Raw genomic sequence first — 18,700 nt, forward strand, 5'->3', positions numbered from 1 at the left:
TGACGTCGTGGGGTGTTTGCCTGGGCAGCGGATGCTCAGGGCGGCGTGACCCGTCTCAGCGTCAGATTGATCCGCCCGCCGGTCTTCAGCAGCGTCGACGTGCCTTTCAGGACCCTGTCGATGCCGTGAAACGCGAGTCTCGCCTCGCCTCCCAGAACGACCACGTCGCCGGATTGCAGGCGGAAGGACTTCGTCAGGTCCTTTCGGGTCAGGCCGCCGACACGGAAAGTAGCCGTGTCGCCGAGGGAAACGGAAATGACCGGGGCTTCGAAAGTTTGTTCGTCCCGGTCCTGATGCAGGCCCATCCGGGCGCTCACTTCATAATAGTTGATGAGGCAGGCTTCCGGATCGGGTGCCTGCGGCGCAATGTCTTTCCACAGGGTGGTCAGAACGGCCGGCATCTCCGGCCAGGGGAGGCCGGTGTCGGGATGATGCGGCTGATAACGGTAGCTGTCGATATCGGAAACCCACCCGAGCGGTCCGCAATTGCTCATCCGCACGGTGAAGGCTTTGCCTGTGCGCGGCATGACCGGCGTATATAGCGGCGCGCGGGCGACAACCGCCCGGATTTCCTCCAGCAATGCCTCCTGCTCGCGGCGGCTGAAATAGCCGGGCAGGTAGCTGAGGCCGCTCAGGCCGTTGACGGACAATTCACTCATGAGGATCTTTTAGCGCAACACGGGAACTGCTGCAGCCCCCGCTACCGGTAACTTTCCGGGAAGAAATATCGGGCATGAAAAGGCATGTCTGCTATGTGTCCGTCGACAGATGGCTTGCAGGCAAAGTTTCATCCACCTATATAGCGTTCAAGCTTCGCGCCAAATCAAGAACTGAACGTTCGGGTGCGATGTCCGGGATATCCCGGAACCCAAGTGAGAGGAGCCGGACTGACGCCTTCATGGGTCTATCCGGTTTGCTAGAAAGAGAGGCAGATATGGCAAAGGTCATTGGTATCGACCTCGGCACGACCAATTCGTGCGTCGCCGTCATGGACGGCAAGGATCCCAAAGTTATCGAAAACGCCGAAGGCGCCCGGACCACCCCATCCATGGTGGCATTCTCGGACGACGGAGAGCGTCTTGTCGGTCAGCCGGCGAAACGCCAGGCGGTCACCAACCCCACGAACACCCTGTTCGCGGTCAAGCGCCTGATCGGCCGTCGGTATGAAGACCCGACCGTCGACAAGGACAAGAAGCTTGTTCCGTTCGAAATCGTCAAAGGCGACAATGGCGACGCGTGGGTGGAAGCCAACGGCGACAAATACTCCCCGTCGCAGGTCTCCGCGTTCATTCTTCAGAAGATGAAGGAAACGGCGGAAAGCTACCTGGGCGAAAAAGTCACCCAGGCGGTCATCACCGTTCCGGCCTACTTCAACGACGCCCAGCGTCAGGCAACCAAGGATGCCGGCAAGATCGCCGGTCTTGAAGTCCTGCGTATCATCAACGAGCCGACGGCGGCCGCTCTGGCCTACGGTCTCGACAAGACCGAAGGCAAGACCATCGCGGTCTATGACCTTGGCGGCGGCACCTTCGACGTTTCCATTCTGGAGATCGGCGACGGTGTCTTCGAAGTGAAATCCACCAACGGCGATACCTTCCTCGGCGGTGAAGATTTCGACATGCTTCTCGTCGATTACCTTGCGTCCGAGTTCAAGAAGGAACAGGGCATCGACCTGAAGAAGGACAAGCTGGCTCTGCAGCGCCTGAAAGAGGCCGCCGAAAAAGCCAAGATTGAACTTTCTTCCTCGTCGCAGACCGAAATCAACCTGCCGTTCATCACGGCGGATGCCTCCGGTCCGAAGCACCTGACCCTGAAACTGACCCGCGCGAAATTTGAATCGCTGGTGGAAGACCTGGTCAAGCGGACGATCCCGCCGATGAAGGCGGCTCTGAAAGATGCCGGCCTTGCCGCCGGTGAAATCGACGAAGTGGTTCTGGTCGGCGGCATGACCCGCATGCCGAAGATCCAGGAGACGGTGAACACCTTCTTCGGCAAGGAATCGCACAAGGGCGTCAACCCGGACGAAGTCGTCGCCATGGGCGCAGCCATCCAGGCCGGTGTTCTGCAGGGCGACGTCAAGGACGTTCTCCTGCTGGACGTCACGCCGCTGTCGCTCGGCATCGAGACCCTCGGTGGTGTCTTCACCCGTCTGATCGACCGCAACACGACGATCCCGACGAAGAAGAGCCAGGTGTTCTCGACCGCTGAAGACAATCAGACGGCCGTGACCATCCGCGTCTTCCAGGGTGAGCGCGAAATGGCGGCGGACAACAAGGTCCTCGGTCAGTTCGATCTCGTCGGCCTGCCGCCCGCACCGCGCGGCGTTCCGCAGATCGAGGTCACCTTCGACATCGACGCCAACGGCATCGTCAACGTGTCCGCCAAGGACAAGGGGACGGGCAAGGAACAGCAGATCCGCATTCAGGCCTCCGGCGGCCTCAGCGACACCGACATCGAACAGATGATCAAGGACGCTGAATCGCATGCCGACGAGGACAAGAAGCGCAAGGAGCTGGTGGAAGCCAGGAACCAGGGCGAATCCCTGGTCCATTCCACCGAAAAGTCGCTGAAGGACTACGGCGACAAGGTTTCCGAAGACGACAAGTCGGCGATCGAAACCGCTCTGGCTTCCCTGAAGACGTCTCTGGAAAGCGAAGACCTGGAAGACATCAAGGCCAAGACGCAGGCCCTTGCCGAAGCTTCGATGAAGCTTGGCGAAGCCATGTATCAGGCAGCCCAGGCGGAAGCCGAGGCTGAAGGCGAAGGCGAAGGCGGCGAAGGAGCCGAAGCCAAGGCTGAAGACGATGTCGTCGATGCGGATTTCGAAGAAGTCAAAGACGAAGACGACAAAAAATCTGCATAAACCAGACATGCGGCCGGCCCGGTAACGGGCTGGCCGCGTAATTCCTGGCGCCGGATGCTTGATTGCCTGATGACAAGGGCACCTGTGCCCGGCGCCTTCGCCGTACTTGGCGCCGGAACAATCCTGGCAGCCGGCGGTGCAACAACAAGACCGAGAGATCTTGATGTCTAAACGTGATTTCTATGAAGTGCTGGGTGTTACGCGCGATGCGGATGGCAAGGTGTTGAAAAGCGCCTATCGCAAGATGGCCATGCAATTCCACCCGGACCGCAATCCGGGGGACTCCGAAGCCGAGGCAAAGTTCAAGGAAGTCAACGAAGCTTACGATGCGCTGAAGGACGAGCAGAAACGGGCAGCTTACGACCGCTTCGGTCATGCCGCCTTTGAAAACGGCGGTTTCGGCGGCGGTGGCGGTGGCGGCGCTCATGATTTCTCCTCGACGATGTCGGATATATTCGAGGAATTCTTCGGCATGGGAGGCGGCCGCCGCTCGGGCGGACGCGAACGCGGCGCGGACCTGCGCTACAATCTCGATATTTCGCTGGAAGACGCCTTCACCGGCAAGACGGTGGAGATAGAGGTTCCGACAAGCATCACATGTGACAATTGTTCCGGCTCGGGAGCCAAGCCGGGAACCAGCCCGTCCGCGTGCCGCACCTGCGGTGGCGCCGGCCGTGTTCGGGCAGCTCAGGGCTTCTTCACGCTGGAGCGCACCTGCCCGACCTGTCAGGGACGCGGACAGGTGATCACGGACCCCTGCGAAAGCTGCGGCGGTTCCGGGCGCAAGACCCAGGAACGCACGCTGTCCGTCAATATTCCCGCAGGCATTGAAGACGGCACACGTATACGGCTCGCTGGCGAGGGCGAAGCCGGTGCGCGCGGTGGTCCGGCGGGCGATCTCTATATTTTCCTCTCGGTCAGGCCGCATGAACTGTTTCAGCGCGACGGCGCGGATCTTTACTGCCGGGTGCCGATTTCCATGTCGACGGCGACCCTCGGTGGCCAGTTCGATGTGCCGACCGTGGACGGGTCCACCAGCCGGGTGAAAGTCCCCGAAGGCACGCAGACCGGCAAGCAGTTCCGGTTGCGCGGCAAGGGCATGCCGATCATGCGCTCCAGCCAGCACGGCGACATGTACATTCAGGTGACCGTCGAGACACCGACCAATCTGAGCAAGCGCCAGCGCGAACTGCTCGCTGAATTCGAACAGGAAGCCTCGGGAGAAAATCATCCGGAGTCCGCGGGTTTCTTCTCCAAGGTGAAGGATTTCATCGACAATCTTGGTGCGTAAACGCGCGATCTGTGCGCTCGCATGTAGTATCTTTCTGGAATCCTTCCTATATTCCCTTCATGGATGTCGGTGAAGTTACATGCTGAAGCGCTACGGAAATCGCGGGGACATCCTGCGGCAGAAACTCACCAGGGTGAATGCCGTACGCACCAGGGTTCTCGATGAAGTCAAGTTCATCCGCTCCTGGGCGCAGAACCCGCTGAGAACCGGCGCCGTGACCCCGTCCGGCCCGGATCTGGCCGCCAGGATGGCATCCTTTCTGACACCCCTGCCGCATTCACGTGTGGTCGAACTCGGACCGGGAACGGGCGTCGTGACCCGGGCGCTTGTAGAGCGGGGCTTTACCCCTCAACATCTCAATCTGGTCGAGTACAGCGCCGATTTCTGCGAACTCCTCAACGGACGCTATCCGGGCCTGACCGTCCTGCAGGGAGACGCCTACACTTTGGGCGCAACCCTCAAGCAGCCGGGCGGATTTCTGTCGGGTGATGGGGACCACACGCACACGCTTGACGGCATCGTCTCCTCGCTGCCGCTGCTGACCCGGCCCGAACCCGTCCGGCAGGCGCTGCTGAAGGAGGCCCTTGATCTTCTCAAGCCGGGAGCGCCGTTCATTCAGTTTTCCTACAGTCTTGCCGCGCCGATCAAACTTTCCGGTCGCGGCGTGTCGGTGGAATCTTCCGAGTGGGTCTGGAAAAATCTTCCGCCGGCGCGCGTCTGGGTCTACCGCAAGGGGCACTGAAGCGAAGGGAAACCTTCCCCGCGCTTGACGTGAAGATCCTGTGCCGCACGATTGCCGTTCAACCTGACACCCGACTGAACTTCGGATTGGAGCCTTTTCATGCGACATCCCAGAATACTTGTCTGTTCCGGCTCCACCCGGAGCGGCTCCTTCAATGGCAAGCTTGCCGCGCTGGCGGCAAAGCGGCTGGCTATCCTTGATGCCGAGGTCACCCTGCTTTCGTTGAAGGACTATCCGTTGCCGATCTATGACGGTGATCTGGAAACCGCGAGTGGCGTTCCGGAGAACGCCAGAAAACTGAAGCGGTTGCTGGAAGGGCAGGAAGGTGTGTTCCTGACCTGTCCGGAATACAATGCCGGTATCACGCCGCTCATAAAGAACACGCTCGACTGGATCAGCCGGGTGAAGGAGCCGGGGGAGGTCTTCACCAACAAGGTCTTCGCCCTGGGCTCGGCCTCTCCCGGCGCCTTTGGCGGCATGCGCGGGCTGATCGGTACCCGAACGATCCTCGAGGTCGGCCTTGGTGCCATGGTCCTTCCGCAGATGATTTCGATTGCAAAGGCCACAAGCGCGTTTGACGAGACCGGCGATCTGGTTGACGAGCGCTCGGACGGCCAGCTCGACAAGCTGGTGGACGTGCTTCTTCGGGCCTCCAGGTCATATACCGGCCTCAACAAATAACACCCCGTTTGACACGAGGGTGTCACGATGGCGCAGGCGCGGCGGTGAGAGCATCCGCGTCGAAGGGCCATTGATTGCTTGGAAAAGCCGCTGTTGCCGCCTACATAGGGCTTCAGCGACAAATGACTCAAGAGGATTGAATGAGCGAAACGCGCGAACCGGCCGTATGGCACGGTACGACGATCATGATGGTGCGCAAGGGCGGCAAGGTCGTGATTGCCGGAGACGGCCAGGTCTCTCTCGGCCAGACGGTGATCAAGCACACCGCCCGCAAGGTGCGGCCGCTTGCCAAGGGCGAAGTGATTGCCGGATTTGCCGGCGCCACCGCCGATGCCTTCACGCTGTTCGAGCGCCTTGAAGCCAAGCTGGAACAATATCCGGGCCAGCTCATGCGTGCCTGTGTCGAACTTGCCAAGGACTGGCGGACGGACCGCTACCTGCGTCGCCTGGAAGCGATGATGCTGGTGGCCGATAAGAACGTCTCCCTGGTGCTTACGGGTACGGGCGATGTGCTGGAGCCGGAAGGCGGCATCATGGGCATCGGCTCCGGTGGCAACTACGCGCTGGCGGCCGGTCGTGCGCTGGCAGACTCCGAACATGACGCGGAAACCATCGCCCGCAAGGCCATGGCCGTTGCAGCTGAAATCTGCGTCTACACCAATGACAGCGTCACCGTCGAATCCCTGGATACGGCCGAGTAGGCGGTCATGGTGACCTTTCGCCCCGTCTTGTCCGAGGACCTGCCGCTTCTGGCAGACTGGATGGCGCGCCCGCACTGGCGCGAATGGTGGGGCGACCCGCAAGAGGAACTCGACAAGATTCGCAAGAAGGTGGAAGGGCGTGATACGACGAGGCCCTTCATCTTTCAGATCGACGGCCGCGACGCAGGGTACATTCAGGTCTGGTTCGTGAAGGACCAGCAAGACCCTGAGGTTGCTGCCGTCTATCCCTGGATTTCTCTGCTGCCGATGGAGGCGGTCGGTGTTGATCTGTCGATGGCCGACGGTTCGATGTTGTCCAGGGGATACGGAACAAGGGTACTGCAGGCATTTGTCGAAAAGCTGCGCCGGGAAGGCCACAGACGGATCATCATCGATCCCGATCCTGCCAACCTGCGCGCGGTGAAAGCCTATCGAAAGGCCGGCTTCAGGGAGATGGAAGATCTCCTCGGCCGCACCGGCGACAGCCTGCTCATGGAACATTGGGCCGGGACCTGAGGGGCCGGCCCGCAAACACGAAAGGCGTGTCTTAGAAAATGTCCGATTTTTCTCCGCGTGAGATTGTTTCAGAACTCGACCGCTACATTGTCGGCCAGAAGGACGCCAAACGCGCGGTCGCGATTGCACTGCGCAACCGCTGGCGCCGGCAGCAGCTTCAAGGTCAGATGCGTGAGGAGGTTCTGCCGAAGAACATCCTGATGATCGGGCCGACCGGCGTCGGCAAGACCGAAATTTCCCGCCGCCTGGCCAAGCTGGCCAATGCACCTTTCACCAAGGTGGAAGCGACGAAATTCACTGAAGTGGGTTATGTCGGCCGTGACGTCGAGCAGATCATCCGGGACCTGGTGGAGACCGGTATCTCGCTGATCCGCGACCAGAAGCGTGAGGCGGTGAAGGCCAAGGCGCATATCCTTGCCGAGGAACGGGTTCTTGACGCCCTTGTTGGCAAGAACGCCAGTCCCGCGACCCGAGACAGTTTCCGCGCGAAACTGCGCGCCGGCGAGATGGACGACAAGGAAATCGAAGTCGAGGTTCGCGCCCAGGCGCAGATGCCGAGCTTTGAAATGCCGGGCATGCCCGGTGCGAGTGTCGGGGTCATGAACATGTCCGATCTGCTCGGAAAGGCCTTTGGCGGCCAGACCAAGACCAAGCGGACCACCGTGACCGAATCCTACGAGCTCCTGATCAACGAGGAATCCGACAAGCTTCTTGATGAGGACAAAGTTGTCGCGGAGGCGATTTCCCTGGTCGAGAATTCCGGCATCGTGTTCCTGGACGAGATCGACAAGATCTGCGCGCGCGAAGGCCGGGCAGGGGGCGATGTCTCCCGCGAGGGTGTGCAGCGTGATCTGCTGCCGCTGATCGAGGGAACGGTCGTCTCCACCAAGCATGGCCCCGTGAAGACCGACCACATCCTGTTTATCGCTTCGGGCGCATTCCACGTCGCCAAGCCGTCCGATCTGCTGCCGGAACTGCAGGGACGCCTGCCGATCCGGGTGGAGCTGCGGGCGCTGACGAAGGAAGACTTCCGCGCCATCCTGACGGAACCGGAAGCCAGCCTGATAAAGCAGTATGTGGCATTGCTGGAAACCGAGCAGGTGTCGCTCTCCTTCGCCGAGGATGCGATTGAGGAAATTGCCTCTGTTGCGGTTGATCTGAATGCCTCGGTGGAGAACATCGGTGCCCGCCGGCTGCAGACGGTGATGGAGCGGATCCTTGACGAAATCTCCTTCACCGCTCCAGACCGTCCCGGGGAAACCATTGAGATCACCGGCGAATTCGTCCGTGAAAATATCGGCGACCTCGCCAAGAACGTCGATCTTTCGAGGTTCATTCTTTAAGGGACGGGCGTATCGCCAGCGGCAATTTCGCCGCTTGCGGTGCGCACGCGCTGGTGGCAGCATGCGCCAATGGTAGCTATTCGAAAAAGCAATGAGGAAGGTCACCGCCGGAAGTTCCTGGTGGTGATCGACGATACGCCGGAATGCGACCGGGCAATCGTTTACGCCGCAAAGCGTGCGGCACGCACCGGCGGCGTCGTCACGCTGGTCTATATCATCGCTCCGGGCGACTTCCAGCATTGGCTGGGAGTTGAGGACATCATGCGGGCGGAAGCGCAGGAAGAAGCCGAGGCGACACTTGCCAAGGCCGCCGAGCGGGTGCGCACCGTCGCCCGGACGGAACCGGAAACCGTCGTGCGCGAAGGCAACAAGGCGGATGAGATCCTGGAACTGATCGAATCGGATGCCGATATTGCAATCCTGGTGCTTGCGGCAGGCACGGGATCGGAAGGCCCGGGGCCTCTTGTTTCCTCCATTGCCGGAAAATCGGGAAGTCCCTTTCCCATTCCGGTGACGATCGTGCCGGGCAACCTGGATGACGATTCCATCTCGGCGCTGGCATGACCGGGAAGCGGAAGCGACGAAAGATATCGGGTGGGGAACTTGATAGAACGCGATTTCTTCCTATCTAGTTTTTAATAGTTCCAAACTGATCGAAGATACGTTAGAAGCATTCATCGGTGTTTTGCGATGGAGAGACGCAAGGCATGACCGACAACGGGACGCGTTGAAACAACGCGAGGACAACACAAGATGTTCATTCAAACTGAAGCAACGCCGAATCCGGCGACCCTGAAGTTTCTGCCGGGCCGAGTGGTTCTGCCGGAAGGCACCTATGACTTCCGCTCGCGGGCGGATGCCGGCGTGTCTCCCCTGGCTCAGAAGCTGTTCGATGTTCCCGGCGTTCTTGCCGTGTTTTTCGGTCACGACTTCGTGACGGTCACCAAGGACGATACCGACTGGCAGCATATGAAGCCGGCGATTCTCGGTGTCATCATGGAGCAGTTCATGTCCGGTCAGCCGGTCATGTCCTCGGGCGAAAGCGAAGACACGGAAGAAGGCGAGTTTTTCGAGGAAGGCGATTCCGAGACCGTCAACACCATCAAGGAACTCCTGGAAACGCGGGTTCGCCCCGCCGTTGCCCAGGATGGCGGCGACATCACCTTCAAGGGCTTCAAGGAAGGCATTGTTTATCTTTCGATGCGCGGCGCCTGCGCCGGTTGCCCTTCATCCACCGCGACCCTGCAGCACGGAATTCAGAACCTTTTGCGGCATTTCGTGCCCGAGGTTGAGGAAGTTCGCCCGATCTGAGCGGAATTTCTGTGTAATTTCAAAGGCTCGGCGCATTCGCCGGGCCTTTTTTATTTCAGACCCCCGATCTCTGTGGAAGGCAAGCCCCCCTTTGGACTTAGGTCCAAAGCGCGGCTCGACTCTGTGAGCTCACCGGGTTAGTGGCATGTGACGGCATGTGACGTCCGCATGCCGAACGAACAACGATTGACCTGAAATGCGTGTCCTGGCCATCGATACCGCACTTGCCAATTGCGCCGCCGCTGTTCTCGACAACGGAGCCGCGACGACCTGTTACGAAGCCTGCGGCGAGGAGATTGGCCGCGGCCATGCGGAACGGCTGATGGTCATGATCGGCGAAGTGATGGCCGAAACCTCCACGGCCTTCGTCGATCTGGACCGGATCGTTGTCACGATCGGGCCGGGAAGTTTCACCGGACTGCGTGTCGGCCTTTCCGTTGCCCGAGGGTTCGGACTGGTCCTCGGCAAGCCCGTCGTCGGTGTTACCACGCTCGCCGCCATTGCCCGGCAAGCCGCCCCCCATGATGGAGGGCCATCGGTGCTTGTCGCGCTGACGGGCAAGGCCGACGAGGTCTACTGCCAGGAATTCACCTCTTTTGGAGCCCCGGCTGGCGAGGCCGGTGTGCGCAGCTTGAAGGATCTTGCGGCAACATTGCCGGAGGGAATAAGATTGGCCGGATCTGCGGCCGACAGCGTTGCGGAGACGCTCGCCATTCCGGGGGAGCGAATTTTGTCTCGCAGCGGTTTTCCGGCTATCCGGGAGGTGGCCGAGTTGGGGCTCGATGCGGATCCGGCGAGATCGTCGCCTTCGCCGCTGTATCTGCGGCCACCCGATGCGACGCCGCAGACCAAGGGAAGGATTGAACGGCAATGAGTTTTTGGTGGTTCTGGACTCAGCCGCCTGTCGTGGAAGAGGCGCTGGACGAGGACCTGCCGAAGATAGCCGAAATTCACGCTGCCTGCTTCGCGCACAATTGGAATGTAGACGAGCTCGGGCGGATGAAAGCCCAGGACGGGACGACCTTCCTGGTTGCACGGCGCGCCAGTCCCTACGGGACACGGGCGCCGCTCGGGTTCCTGATCCTCAGAACGGTCGCTGACGAGGCGGAGGTCATCACCATTGCGGTGAATGCCCGCCAGCGCGGTCGCGGTATAGGCAAGAAGCTCATGGAAGCAGGCCTTTTTCGCCTCTACGCCGAGCGCTGCGAACATTTGTTTCTTGAAGTTGACGCAGCCAACGAAAGCGCCTTGCTGCTCTACCGGGGGCTCGGCTTCAAGGAGATTGGCCAGCGCAAGGGTTATTACAGCGACAGTGGCGGGGACGGCACGGCGCTTGTCATGCGCATCGATCTTCGGTAAGCGCTGTAGCAGGATCGACAGACCTGTCAACGGGATCGATTGAGGGTCTGATTGCTGATCGATTTTGAAGTGGTGGAGCACCCGGTCGGCGTTCAATGGAACGCAGCAAGCTCCGACGAACATGAACTACCAGCGGGCGGCAATTCAATGGCTGACGACGAGCAACTAACGCTAGCGGATATGTGTATCGCAAAAGGCATGCGCATGACCGAGCAGCGGCGGGTCATCGCCACGGTCATTGAAGAAGCCTCGGACGAGCACCCGGATGTCGAGGAGCTTTACCGCCGTTCGGTGTCGATCGATTCGAGGATTTCCATTTCAACCGTATACCGGACGGTGAAACTGTTCGAGGATGCCGGGATGATCGAGCGTCACGACTTCAGGGACGGCCGCTCGCGCTATGAAACCGTTCCCGATGAGCACCACGACCATCTGATCGACCTGCGCAGTGGTCAGGTCATCGAATTCCGCAACGAGGACATCGAGGCCCTGCAGGAGTTCATCGCCCGCAAGCTTGGCTACAAGCTGGTCGACCACCGGCTGGAACTCTATGGCGTGCCCCTCGATCCTTCGAAGGACGAAAAGGACGATGGCTGAAATCAAGGCCGTTCTCATCATTTTCATTCTGACGCTCGTCTCGTTGATCCTCATTCCGCTGCAATGGATTGCGATCCGGCTGCAGCTTCCCATGCGCAGGAAACTGCCGCAGATCTGGCACCTGATCGCCACGCGGCTTGTCGGCATCCGCATCCGCCAGATCGGCAGCCCTTCGCCCGACAGGCCTTTGCTGATCACCTCCAATCATGCCTCCTGGGTCGATATCACGGTCATCGGCTCGCTCATGCCGTTGTCCTTCATCGCCAAATCGGAGGTCTCCGGCTGGCCCATATTCGGCTTGTTGGCAAAACTGCAGCGCACGGTGTTTGTCGACCGCACAAAACGGACGCGCACAGTCGAGGTGACCGATACGATCGCCGGCCGCATGGCGGCGGGCGATGCCATGGTGCTGTTTGCGGAAGGCACGTCCAATGACGGCAACTGCGTTCTGCCCTTCCGCTCCGCTCTTCTGGGAGCAGCTACGCGTGCGGTCGGCAACGGCGGCGGCGAGAAGGTCTGGGTTCAGCCCCTGTCGGTGGCGTATCAGGGCTTTTACGGCCTGCCGATGGGCCGGGCACACCGTCCCCATGTCGCCTGGTACGGCGACATGGAGCTTGCAGGTCACCTGTGGGGCGTCTTCGCACGTGGAGCCTTCGACGTGATCGTGCACTGGGGAGACCCGGTTCTGGTCGACGGCGACACGGATCGCAAGGCGTTGACCCGCCAGCTGGAGAGGGAAGTCCGGGCGATGACGGTCGCTTCGCTGCTGCAAAAGCCGATTGAATACGAAGATTCCGGCGAAAGCGGCGATTCGGACGAAATCGGGCCGTTCGAGTTCTTCTCAAACGGGGAAAAACCCGGTAAAGCTGGCGTCTGAATTTTACGAGTGCCGCCCGCAGCCATGCTTGAGCGGAAACAATGGGCGCGAAGGATTAAGAGATCCCGCCCGACGGCGCTTACACTCACGACATGCCGGCCGCGTGACGCAGGCCATGAGGAGCGAATGACAAGCCGCCCGGAAGCAGACCAGGAAACGACCGCATCCGCCGTTTCTCTGACAGCAGAAAAGACAGCAGCAGTGGCAGGAAACATGCGCAAGGTGTTCGTGCGCACCTACGGCTGCCAGATGAATGTTTATGACAGCGACCGCATGACCGATGTTCTGGCGCCGGAAGGGTTCCAGGCGACGGACAACATGGAAGACGCGGATCTGGTCATTCTCAACACCTGCCACATCCGCGAAAAGGCTGCCGAGAAGGTCTATTCCGAGCTTGGCCGTATCCGCAAGGTGAAGGAAGAGCGCGCCAGATCAGGCAAGGAGATGATGGTCGGCGTCGCCGGCTGCGTGGCCCAGGCGGAAGGCGAGGAGATTTCCAGGCGTGCGCCGATTGTCGATCTCGTCGTCGGCCCCCAGAGCTATCACCAGCTTCCGGCGCTGCTGGACAAGGTTCGCCAGGGCAACAAGGTCGTCGAAACCGAATTCGACATCGACGCGAAGTTCGACCACCTGTCCGCACGTGCCGAGACCCCACTGAAAAAGCGTCCTCCATCCGCCTTTCTGACGGTGCAGGAAGGCTGCGACAAGTTCTGCACCTTCTGTGTCGTGCCTTATACGCGCGGCGCGGAAGTATCCCGCTCCGTGGCGCAGATCGTGACCGAGGCGGAGCGTATGGCCGCCTCCGGTGTGCGGGAGATCACGCTGCTCGGCCAGAATGTCAACGCCTACCACGGCGTTTCGCCCGATGGTGCGACGTGGGGGCTGGGTCGTCTTCTCCGCCGGCTCTCCGAAATCGACGGTCTGGACCGGCTGCGCTACACCACCAGTCATCCGCGCGATATGGACGACGACCTCATCGACGCCCACCGGGAACTGAAAACCCTGATGCCCTATCTGCATCTGCCGGTGCAGTCCGGGTCGGACGCGATCCTCAAGGCCATGAACCGCCGGCACACACGCGACGAGTATTTCCGTCTGATCGATCGCATCCGCGACGCGGCGCCTGGCATTGCGCTTTCCGGCGATTTCATCATCGGATTTCCGGGTGAAACGGATCGGGACTTCGACGATACGATGGATCTGATCCGCCGCGTCGGTTACGGCTCCGCCTTTTCGTTCAAATACAGCCCTCGGCCCGGAACGCCGGGAGCGGGCATGGACGATCAGGTGCCGGAAGATGTAAAATCCGCGCGCCTGGCCGCCTTGCAGGATCTGGTGAGTGAACAGCAGAAGGCCTTCAACCTGTCCCGGCTCGGCATGACCTGCGACGTGCTTCTGGAAAAGGTCGGCCGCAATCCAGGCCAGCTTGTCGGCAAGTCACCCTGGCTGCAGCCGGTGCAACTGGACGCTCCGGAGAATCTGATCGGCAGCATACAAGCGGTGGAAATCGTAGATACGGGATCTAATTCGCTGTTCGGACGCCTGATAGACGGGCAAGATGAAACTGACTTTCCCGGGGCCATCCCGGCTTCGGCGGCTCAGGCCGGATGACTACAGGAGACGTCGTTTGACGCGAGACAGCCACTCTTCTCCCCGCAAGTCCACGGACCAGTCTTCTTCCGCCGCCGCGTCGGCCTCCGATATGACCCACATCGTCCTTGCTTTTGAAGACAACCGGCTGATTGGAGATCTCTTTGGTCAATTCGATCAGAACCTGGCTCTGATCGAGCAGCGGCTGGGCGTAGATGCGATCGCGCGGGGCAATCAGGTCACCCTGAAAGGCTCCCAGGCCGGGTGTGCGCAGGCGCGCACGGCGCTGGAGTCCATGTACCAGCGGCTGCTGCAGGGGCAGGAGATCCATCCCGGCGATGTGGATGGCGCATTGCGCATGGCCGCTGCCGCGGAAGCGCAGTTGCCCCTGCCGACCCTGGAGCCGAAGTCCCGGCTGGCGTTCGCGCAGATCGCCACCCGCCGCAAGACCATCGTCGCCCGGACGCCGACGCAGGACGCCTATATCCGTGCGATGGACCGGGCCGATCTGATTTTCGGCACCGGCCCGGCCGGCACCGGCAAGACGTTTCTGGCCGTGGCCTATGCCGCGGCGCTTCTGGAGCGCGGCGATGTCGCCCGGCTGATCCTGTCGCGCCCGGCTGTCGAAGCCGGTGAACGGCTCGGCTTCTTGCCCGGTGAAATGAAGGACAAGGTCGATCCGTACCTGCGCCCGATCTACGACGCGCTCTATGAAATGATGCCGGCGGAAAAGGTGGACCGCGGTCTGCAGTCCGGGATGATCGAGGTCGCCCCGCTCGCCTTCATGCGCGGCCGCACCCTGTCGAACGCGGTCGTTCTGCTCGACGAGGCCCAGAACACCACGTCCATGCAGATGAAGATGTTCCTGACCCGCCTTGGTGACGGCTCCAAGATGATCGTGACCGGCGACCCCAGTCAGATCGATCTTCCACCCGGACAGAAGTCCGGTCTGCGGGAGGCTCTGGGGCTTTTGACGGACATTCGGGAAGTCTCCCATATCCGCTTCAATGAAACGGATGTGGTCCGTCACGAACTGGTCGGCCGGATCGTCACCGCCTACGACAATGCCTCCCGTGAGGAAGCGGAGGCGCGCGAAAGGCGGTATTCCGAGCGTCGCCCTGCTGCTCCCGTCGAGGAGACAAAGCCCCGCGCCCGCGAAGCCGCGACCACCTGAAGACTGTTGGATCCGTGATGCCAGGCCCGTTGCCAGATGGATTTGTGATAGATCTCGCGATAGAGGCGGGTGAATGGCCCGGGGAAGCAGACTTGTTCCGGCTGGCAGACCGGACGATTTCGGCGGCGTTTGCCGAAGCCGGTCTACAGGTGACTGAAAACACGGAAGTCTCGCTTCTTTTCACCGACGATGCCGGGATCCGCCAGTTGAACGGCAAGTGGCGGGACAAGGACAAGGCGACGAATGTCCTGTCCTTTCCCGGCGGCAATCCGGAAGGAGACGTCTATGGACCGCTTCTGGGGGATATCGTATTCGGATACGAGACCGTTTTGCGGGAAGCGGAAGAATTGGGAATTGAATTCGGCGATCACCTTTCCCATCTGATTGTTCATGGTTTGCTTCATCTTTTCGACTATGATCATCAGGATAATGAGGAAGCTGAGCTGATGGAGAGCCTTGAGAAAGCCATACTGGCATCTCTGGGGATCGATGACCCTTACGCGGACAGGCCCCTTGTGGCGGACAGCGGTTAAGTGGCATCATGAGGCATGTTGTTTTTGTATTGATGGATGATGAACGCAGTTGAACCGCAAAGTCCGACAGGCGAGCCGAAGGCCGCCGCGTCAGGACAATCTCAGGACGGGGAAGACCCGCAACAGACCAGGCCGCAGCGATCTGCGGCCTTTCTCGAAAATCTCAAACGCGTGTTGCGCTTGGGGCGTCAGTCGTCGTCACTGCGCGAAAATCTTGAAGACGAGTTGGCGCGGGAAGGCAGCGACAATGCGTCGTTCTCTCCCGAAGAGCGCATGCTGCTCGGCAATATTCTGCGCCTTCGGGAACTGCGTGTCGACGATGTCATGATCCCGCGCGCCGATATCGAGGCGGTCGATGTGGGCACCAGCCTGAGCCGGGTGATGGAGCTGTTCCAGAAGAGTGGACACTCCCGCATGCCGGTCTACGAGGATACGCTCGACGATCCTCGCGGCATGGTGCACATCAAGGACCTGATGGCCTATATCGCCGAACGGGCCGCGACTGCCAGGTCTGCAACTGCTGTGGACAAAAATACCGATGCAACCGACGGGGATGACCTTCCCGCCAATGGTTCGGCGCGCAACGGCCACAACAGACCGGACCTGGATCTTTCCGGCGTGGATCTGTCGGTCACCCTCAAGGAAACCGAACTTCTGAGGGACCTGCTGTTCGCCCCGCCCTCCATGCCCGCGACCGATCTGATGGCCAAAATGCAGGCCGACCGGATCCAGATGGCGCTGGTAATAGACGAGTATGGCGGCACGGACGGGCTCGTTTCGCTGGAAGACCTGGTCGAAGAGGTCGTCGGCGACATCGAGGACGAGCACGACGAAGCCGAGGAAGCCATGTTGATCCCGGATGGTGAGGGTGTGTGGATCGCTGATCCGCGCCTGCCTCTGGAGGATATGGACGAGGCCCTCGGCACCGACCTGAACAACGGCGAAATCTCCGAGGATGTCGATACCCTGGGCGGTCTGCTCTACGTCTCGGTCGGCCGGGTTCCGGTTCGGGGCGAGTTGTTGTTCGTTCCTGTCGAGATGCCGGGATTTGAATTCGAGATCATGGATGCGGATCCGCGGCGCATCAAACGTCTGAAGATCCGACGTCGCCGCGCGGAGCCCCGCCAGCAGGAATTGCGCCGCCGCCCGAAACGCTCCGATGCACCCGTCGCCGAAGCCGGCCACGAGAAGGGCGCCGACGCGAACCGGCCGGTTGTTTCCGCGGATCCCGGGCGGCCCGACAAACTTTCCTGACCTGCCCTGAATAGGCCTTGACCGCCCTGCAGCAAGACGACAATTCTCCTGCCCTGTGAAACAGGAGCGAAGTCACGAATGCACTGGTTGTCTCAACGCCTGGCCGTTCTGCCGAACTTCTTCCTTTTGGCCTGGGGATGGCAGCGCCGCATAGTATGTGTGCTGTGCGGAGCGGCGACCGCATTTGCGTTGCCGCCCTACGGGCTGATGCCGGTTCTGGCCATCACCTTTCCCTGCCTCGTCTGGCTGTTGGACGGCGCGGTGGAGACGGGGCCGGGAAAGGTGCGCAGCCGGCTGCGCACCGGCTTCGCCGTCGGCTGGCTGTTCGGCTTCGGCTATTTCCTGTCCGGACTGTGGTGGATAGGGGCGGCCTTTCTTGTCGAGGCGGAGCGCTTTGCCTGGCTGATGCCTTTCGCGGTCCTGGCGATGCCTGTCGGTCTGGCGCTGTTTACCGGGCTCGGCGTTGCGCTTGCAGCCCTCCTGTGGTCGGACAGGTTCTACCGGATCGTGCTTCTGGCCGCCTGCCTGTCCCTGTCGGACTGGCTGCGCGGCCACGTGCTGACGGGCTTTCCCTGGAATGCTTTCGGCTACGGGGTCTCCGGCTCGCTCACACTGTCGCAGACCGCGAGCCTCGTCGGCATCTACGGCCTGACCTTCCTGACCCTGGCGCTTGCCGCTTCCCCGGCTGTTCTTGCCGACGCAAGACCCTTGCGGCAACGCCTCGGGGCGTTGGGCGCCGCCATCGCGGTATTGGGCCTTGTCGCGGTTTACGGCTCGGTTCGCCTTGCCTCGGTGGAAACGAAGGACGCGGCGCTGGATATCCGTATCGTCCAGCCCTCGATCAGCCAGAAGGACAAGTGGCGGCCGGAGTTCAGGGATACGATTTTTCAGACTTATCTGGACATGACCGAGGCCCCTCTCGGCGGCACTGCCCGTGTCGGCATGCCGCGGCTCGTGGTCTGGCCGGAATCGGCTGTGCCTTTTCTTCTCACGCAGGAACCGGGCGCTCTTTACCGGGTGGCAGGCGCTCTTGGTGAAAAGAGCGAACTGGTGACCGGCGCCATTCGTGCCGAGGCCGGAGCCGATGGCGCGCTTTACTTCAACAGCGTCTTTCTGATCGGTGGCGATGGCACCGTTCGCGGCATATACGACAAGGTCCGCCTGGTGCCGTTTGGCGAATACGTACCCTTGCGATCCGTGCTCGACCGGCTTGGAATTTCCAACCTGGCCGGTCCCATGGAAGGCTTCGAAGCGGGATATCAAAGGCGCGCACTGTCCACCGCCGGAGGTTTAGGTTTTCTACCTCTGATTTGCTATGAGGTGATATTCCCCGCCGATTTCGCTGGAAAAGCCGGTGCGCCGGCCTTCCTCCTCAACGTGACCAACGATGCCTGGTTCGGACGTACACCGGGCCCCTATCAGCATTTCGCGCAAGCCCGCATGCGGGCGATCGAAACGGGCCTGCCTCTCATCAGGGCGGCGAACACGGGCATTTCAGCGATCGTTGACGGCAAGGGGGAAGTGATTGATGCCCTTTCGGTATTCGAAAAAGGAGTGATTGACGCAAGATTGCCGCAAAGCATCGGGACAACAATCTATGGCAGATTTGGCGATGCTTCTTTTCTCCTGGTGGCGATTTTGCTTGTGTTATTTGCCGGGATATTCGAATACAACCGGCATTCGCGTCTAAATTGATATTTTTTGTTTGAGTTGAGTGAAGGAAGTGTGATACAACCGTGAAATAGCCGATTGAGGGCTGCTTCATGTACAAGTGAAGGGTTGCGGGCAAACTTCGATCTCTTGGGCCTTGTGGGGAGGACGCTGGGGGAGCTTGTGCAAACGACAACGAGCGGACATTCGCCGCGAGA

General features: G+C 60.7%; 19 protein-coding genes. 18 read left to right on the forward strand and 1 reads right to left on the reverse strand.

Annotated elements, in window-relative coordinates:
* Positions 1 to 35: 35 nt before the first annotated feature.
* The gene (locus Q1B40_RS01625; protein ID WP_299809029.1) at positions 36 to 659 is read right to left on the reverse strand and encodes an alpha-ketoglutarate-dependent dioxygenase AlkB; all 624 of its coding nucleotides are present in this window, start codon (positions 657 to 659) and stop codon (positions 36 to 38) included.
* Between the two features lie 275 nt (positions 660 to 934).
* Between Q1B40_RS01625 and dnaK the strand changes: the two genes are divergently transcribed.
* The 18 genes from dnaK (at position 935) to lnt (ending at position 18,527) form a co-directional block, all read left to right on the forward strand.
* Complete coding sequence (gene dnaK / locus Q1B40_RS01630; protein WP_299809032.1) at positions 935 to 2,863, forward strand: molecular chaperone DnaK; 1,929 nt, start codon at positions 935 to 937, stop codon at positions 2,861 to 2,863.
* 163 nt (positions 2,864 to 3,026) lie between these two features.
* Entirely contained in the window at positions 3,027 to 4,154 is a 1,128-nt protein-coding gene (dnaJ, locus tag Q1B40_RS01635; RefSeq protein ID WP_299809035.1) for a molecular chaperone DnaJ, read from the forward strand.
* Between the two features lie 79 nt (positions 4,155 to 4,233).
* Positions 4,234 to 4,896: an rRNA adenine N-6-methyltransferase family protein gene (locus Q1B40_RS01640; RefSeq protein ID WP_299809039.1), complete on the forward strand. Its 663-nt coding sequence runs from the start codon at positions 4,234 to 4,236 to the stop codon at positions 4,894 to 4,896.
* A 99-nt stretch (positions 4,897 to 4,995) separates the two neighbouring features.
* The gene (locus Q1B40_RS01645) at positions 4,996 to 5,577 is read left to right on the forward strand and encodes an NADPH-dependent FMN reductase (protein WP_299809042.1); all 582 of its coding nucleotides are present in this window, start codon (positions 4,996 to 4,998) and stop codon (positions 5,575 to 5,577) included.
* A 140-nt stretch (positions 5,578 to 5,717) separates the two neighbouring features.
* The gene (gene hslV / locus Q1B40_RS01650) at positions 5,718 to 6,278 is read left to right on the forward strand and encodes an ATP-dependent protease subunit HslV (RefSeq protein WP_299809045.1); all 561 of its coding nucleotides are present in this window, start codon (positions 5,718 to 5,720) and stop codon (positions 6,276 to 6,278) included.
* Positions 6,279 to 6,284: 6 nt separating this feature from the next.
* The gene (locus Q1B40_RS01655; protein WP_299809048.1) at positions 6,285 to 6,794 is read left to right on the forward strand and encodes a GNAT family N-acetyltransferase; all 510 of its coding nucleotides are present in this window, start codon (positions 6,285 to 6,287) and stop codon (positions 6,792 to 6,794) included.
* Positions 6,795 to 6,832: 38 nt separating this feature from the next.
* Entirely contained in the window at positions 6,833 to 8,137 is a 1,305-nt protein-coding gene (hslU, locus tag Q1B40_RS01660; protein ID WP_299809051.1) for an ATP-dependent protease ATPase subunit HslU, read from the forward strand.
* Between the two features lie 69 nt (positions 8,138 to 8,206).
* On the forward strand, positions 8,207 to 8,701 hold the full coding sequence (locus Q1B40_RS01665) for a universal stress protein (RefSeq protein WP_299809054.1): 495 nt from the start codon (positions 8,207 to 8,209) through the stop codon (positions 8,699 to 8,701).
* A gap of 189 nt (positions 8,702 to 8,890) precedes the next feature.
* Complete coding sequence (locus Q1B40_RS01670; RefSeq protein WP_299809057.1) at positions 8,891 to 9,448, forward strand: NifU family protein; 558 nt, start codon at positions 8,891 to 8,893, stop codon at positions 9,446 to 9,448.
* Positions 9,449 to 9,644: 196 nt separating this feature from the next.
* On the forward strand, positions 9,645 to 10,322 hold the full coding sequence (gene tsaB / locus Q1B40_RS01675) for a tRNA (adenosine(37)-N6)-threonylcarbamoyltransferase complex dimerization subunit type 1 TsaB (protein ID WP_299809059.1): 678 nt from the start codon (positions 9,645 to 9,647) through the stop codon (positions 10,320 to 10,322).
* Entirely contained in the window at positions 10,319 to 10,807 is a 489-nt protein-coding gene (gene rimI, locus Q1B40_RS01680) for a ribosomal protein S18-alanine N-acetyltransferase (RefSeq protein WP_299809062.1), read from the forward strand. Before tsaB ends, rimI begins: the two co-directional genes overlap by 4 nt.
* A 147-nt stretch (positions 10,808 to 10,954) precedes the next feature.
* Positions 10,955 to 11,404 carry a Fur family transcriptional regulator gene (locus tag Q1B40_RS01685; protein WP_299812481.1) on the forward strand — a complete coding sequence of 150 codons (450 nt, stop codon included), beginning with the start codon at positions 10,955 to 10,957 and terminating at the stop codon, positions 11,402 to 11,404.
* Complete coding sequence (locus Q1B40_RS01690; RefSeq protein WP_299809065.1) at positions 11,397 to 12,281, forward strand: 1-acyl-sn-glycerol-3-phosphate acyltransferase; 885 nt, start codon at positions 11,397 to 11,399, stop codon at positions 12,279 to 12,281. The genes Q1B40_RS01685 and Q1B40_RS01690 overlap by 8 nt, the downstream gene beginning before the upstream one ends.
* A 213-nt stretch (positions 12,282 to 12,494) precedes the next feature.
* Positions 12,495 to 13,892, forward strand: a complete 1,398-nt coding sequence (gene miaB, locus Q1B40_RS01695; protein ID WP_299812483.1) for a tRNA (N6-isopentenyl adenosine(37)-C2)-methylthiotransferase MiaB — start codon at positions 12,495 to 12,497, stop codon at positions 13,890 to 13,892.
* 91 nt (positions 13,893 to 13,983) lie between these two features.
* Positions 13,984 to 15,045, forward strand: a complete 1,062-nt coding sequence (locus Q1B40_RS01700; RefSeq protein ID WP_299812485.1) for a PhoH family protein — start codon at positions 13,984 to 13,986, stop codon at positions 15,043 to 15,045.
* Between the two features lie 17 nt (positions 15,046 to 15,062).
* A complete protein-coding gene (gene ybeY, locus Q1B40_RS01705; protein ID WP_299809068.1) occupies positions 15,063 to 15,578 on the forward strand; it encodes an rRNA maturation RNase YbeY in 516 nt (171 codons plus the stop codon).
* 39 nt (positions 15,579 to 15,617) lie between these two features.
* Positions 15,618 to 16,832: a hemolysin family protein gene (locus Q1B40_RS01710; protein WP_367279104.1), complete on the forward strand. Its 1,215-nt coding sequence runs from the start codon at positions 15,618 to 15,620 to the stop codon at positions 16,830 to 16,832.
* Positions 16,833 to 16,910: 78 nt separating this feature from the next.
* The gene (lnt, locus tag Q1B40_RS01715; protein WP_299809074.1) at positions 16,911 to 18,527 is read left to right on the forward strand and encodes an apolipoprotein N-acyltransferase; all 1,617 of its coding nucleotides are present in this window, start codon (positions 16,911 to 16,913) and stop codon (positions 18,525 to 18,527) included.
* Positions 18,528 to 18,700: the final 173 nt, after the last annotated feature.

The sequence above is a fragment of the uncultured Roseibium sp. genome, from assembly GCF_947496995.1.
Classification (GTDB): domain Bacteria; phylum Pseudomonadota; class Alphaproteobacteria; order Rhizobiales; family Stappiaceae; genus Roseibium.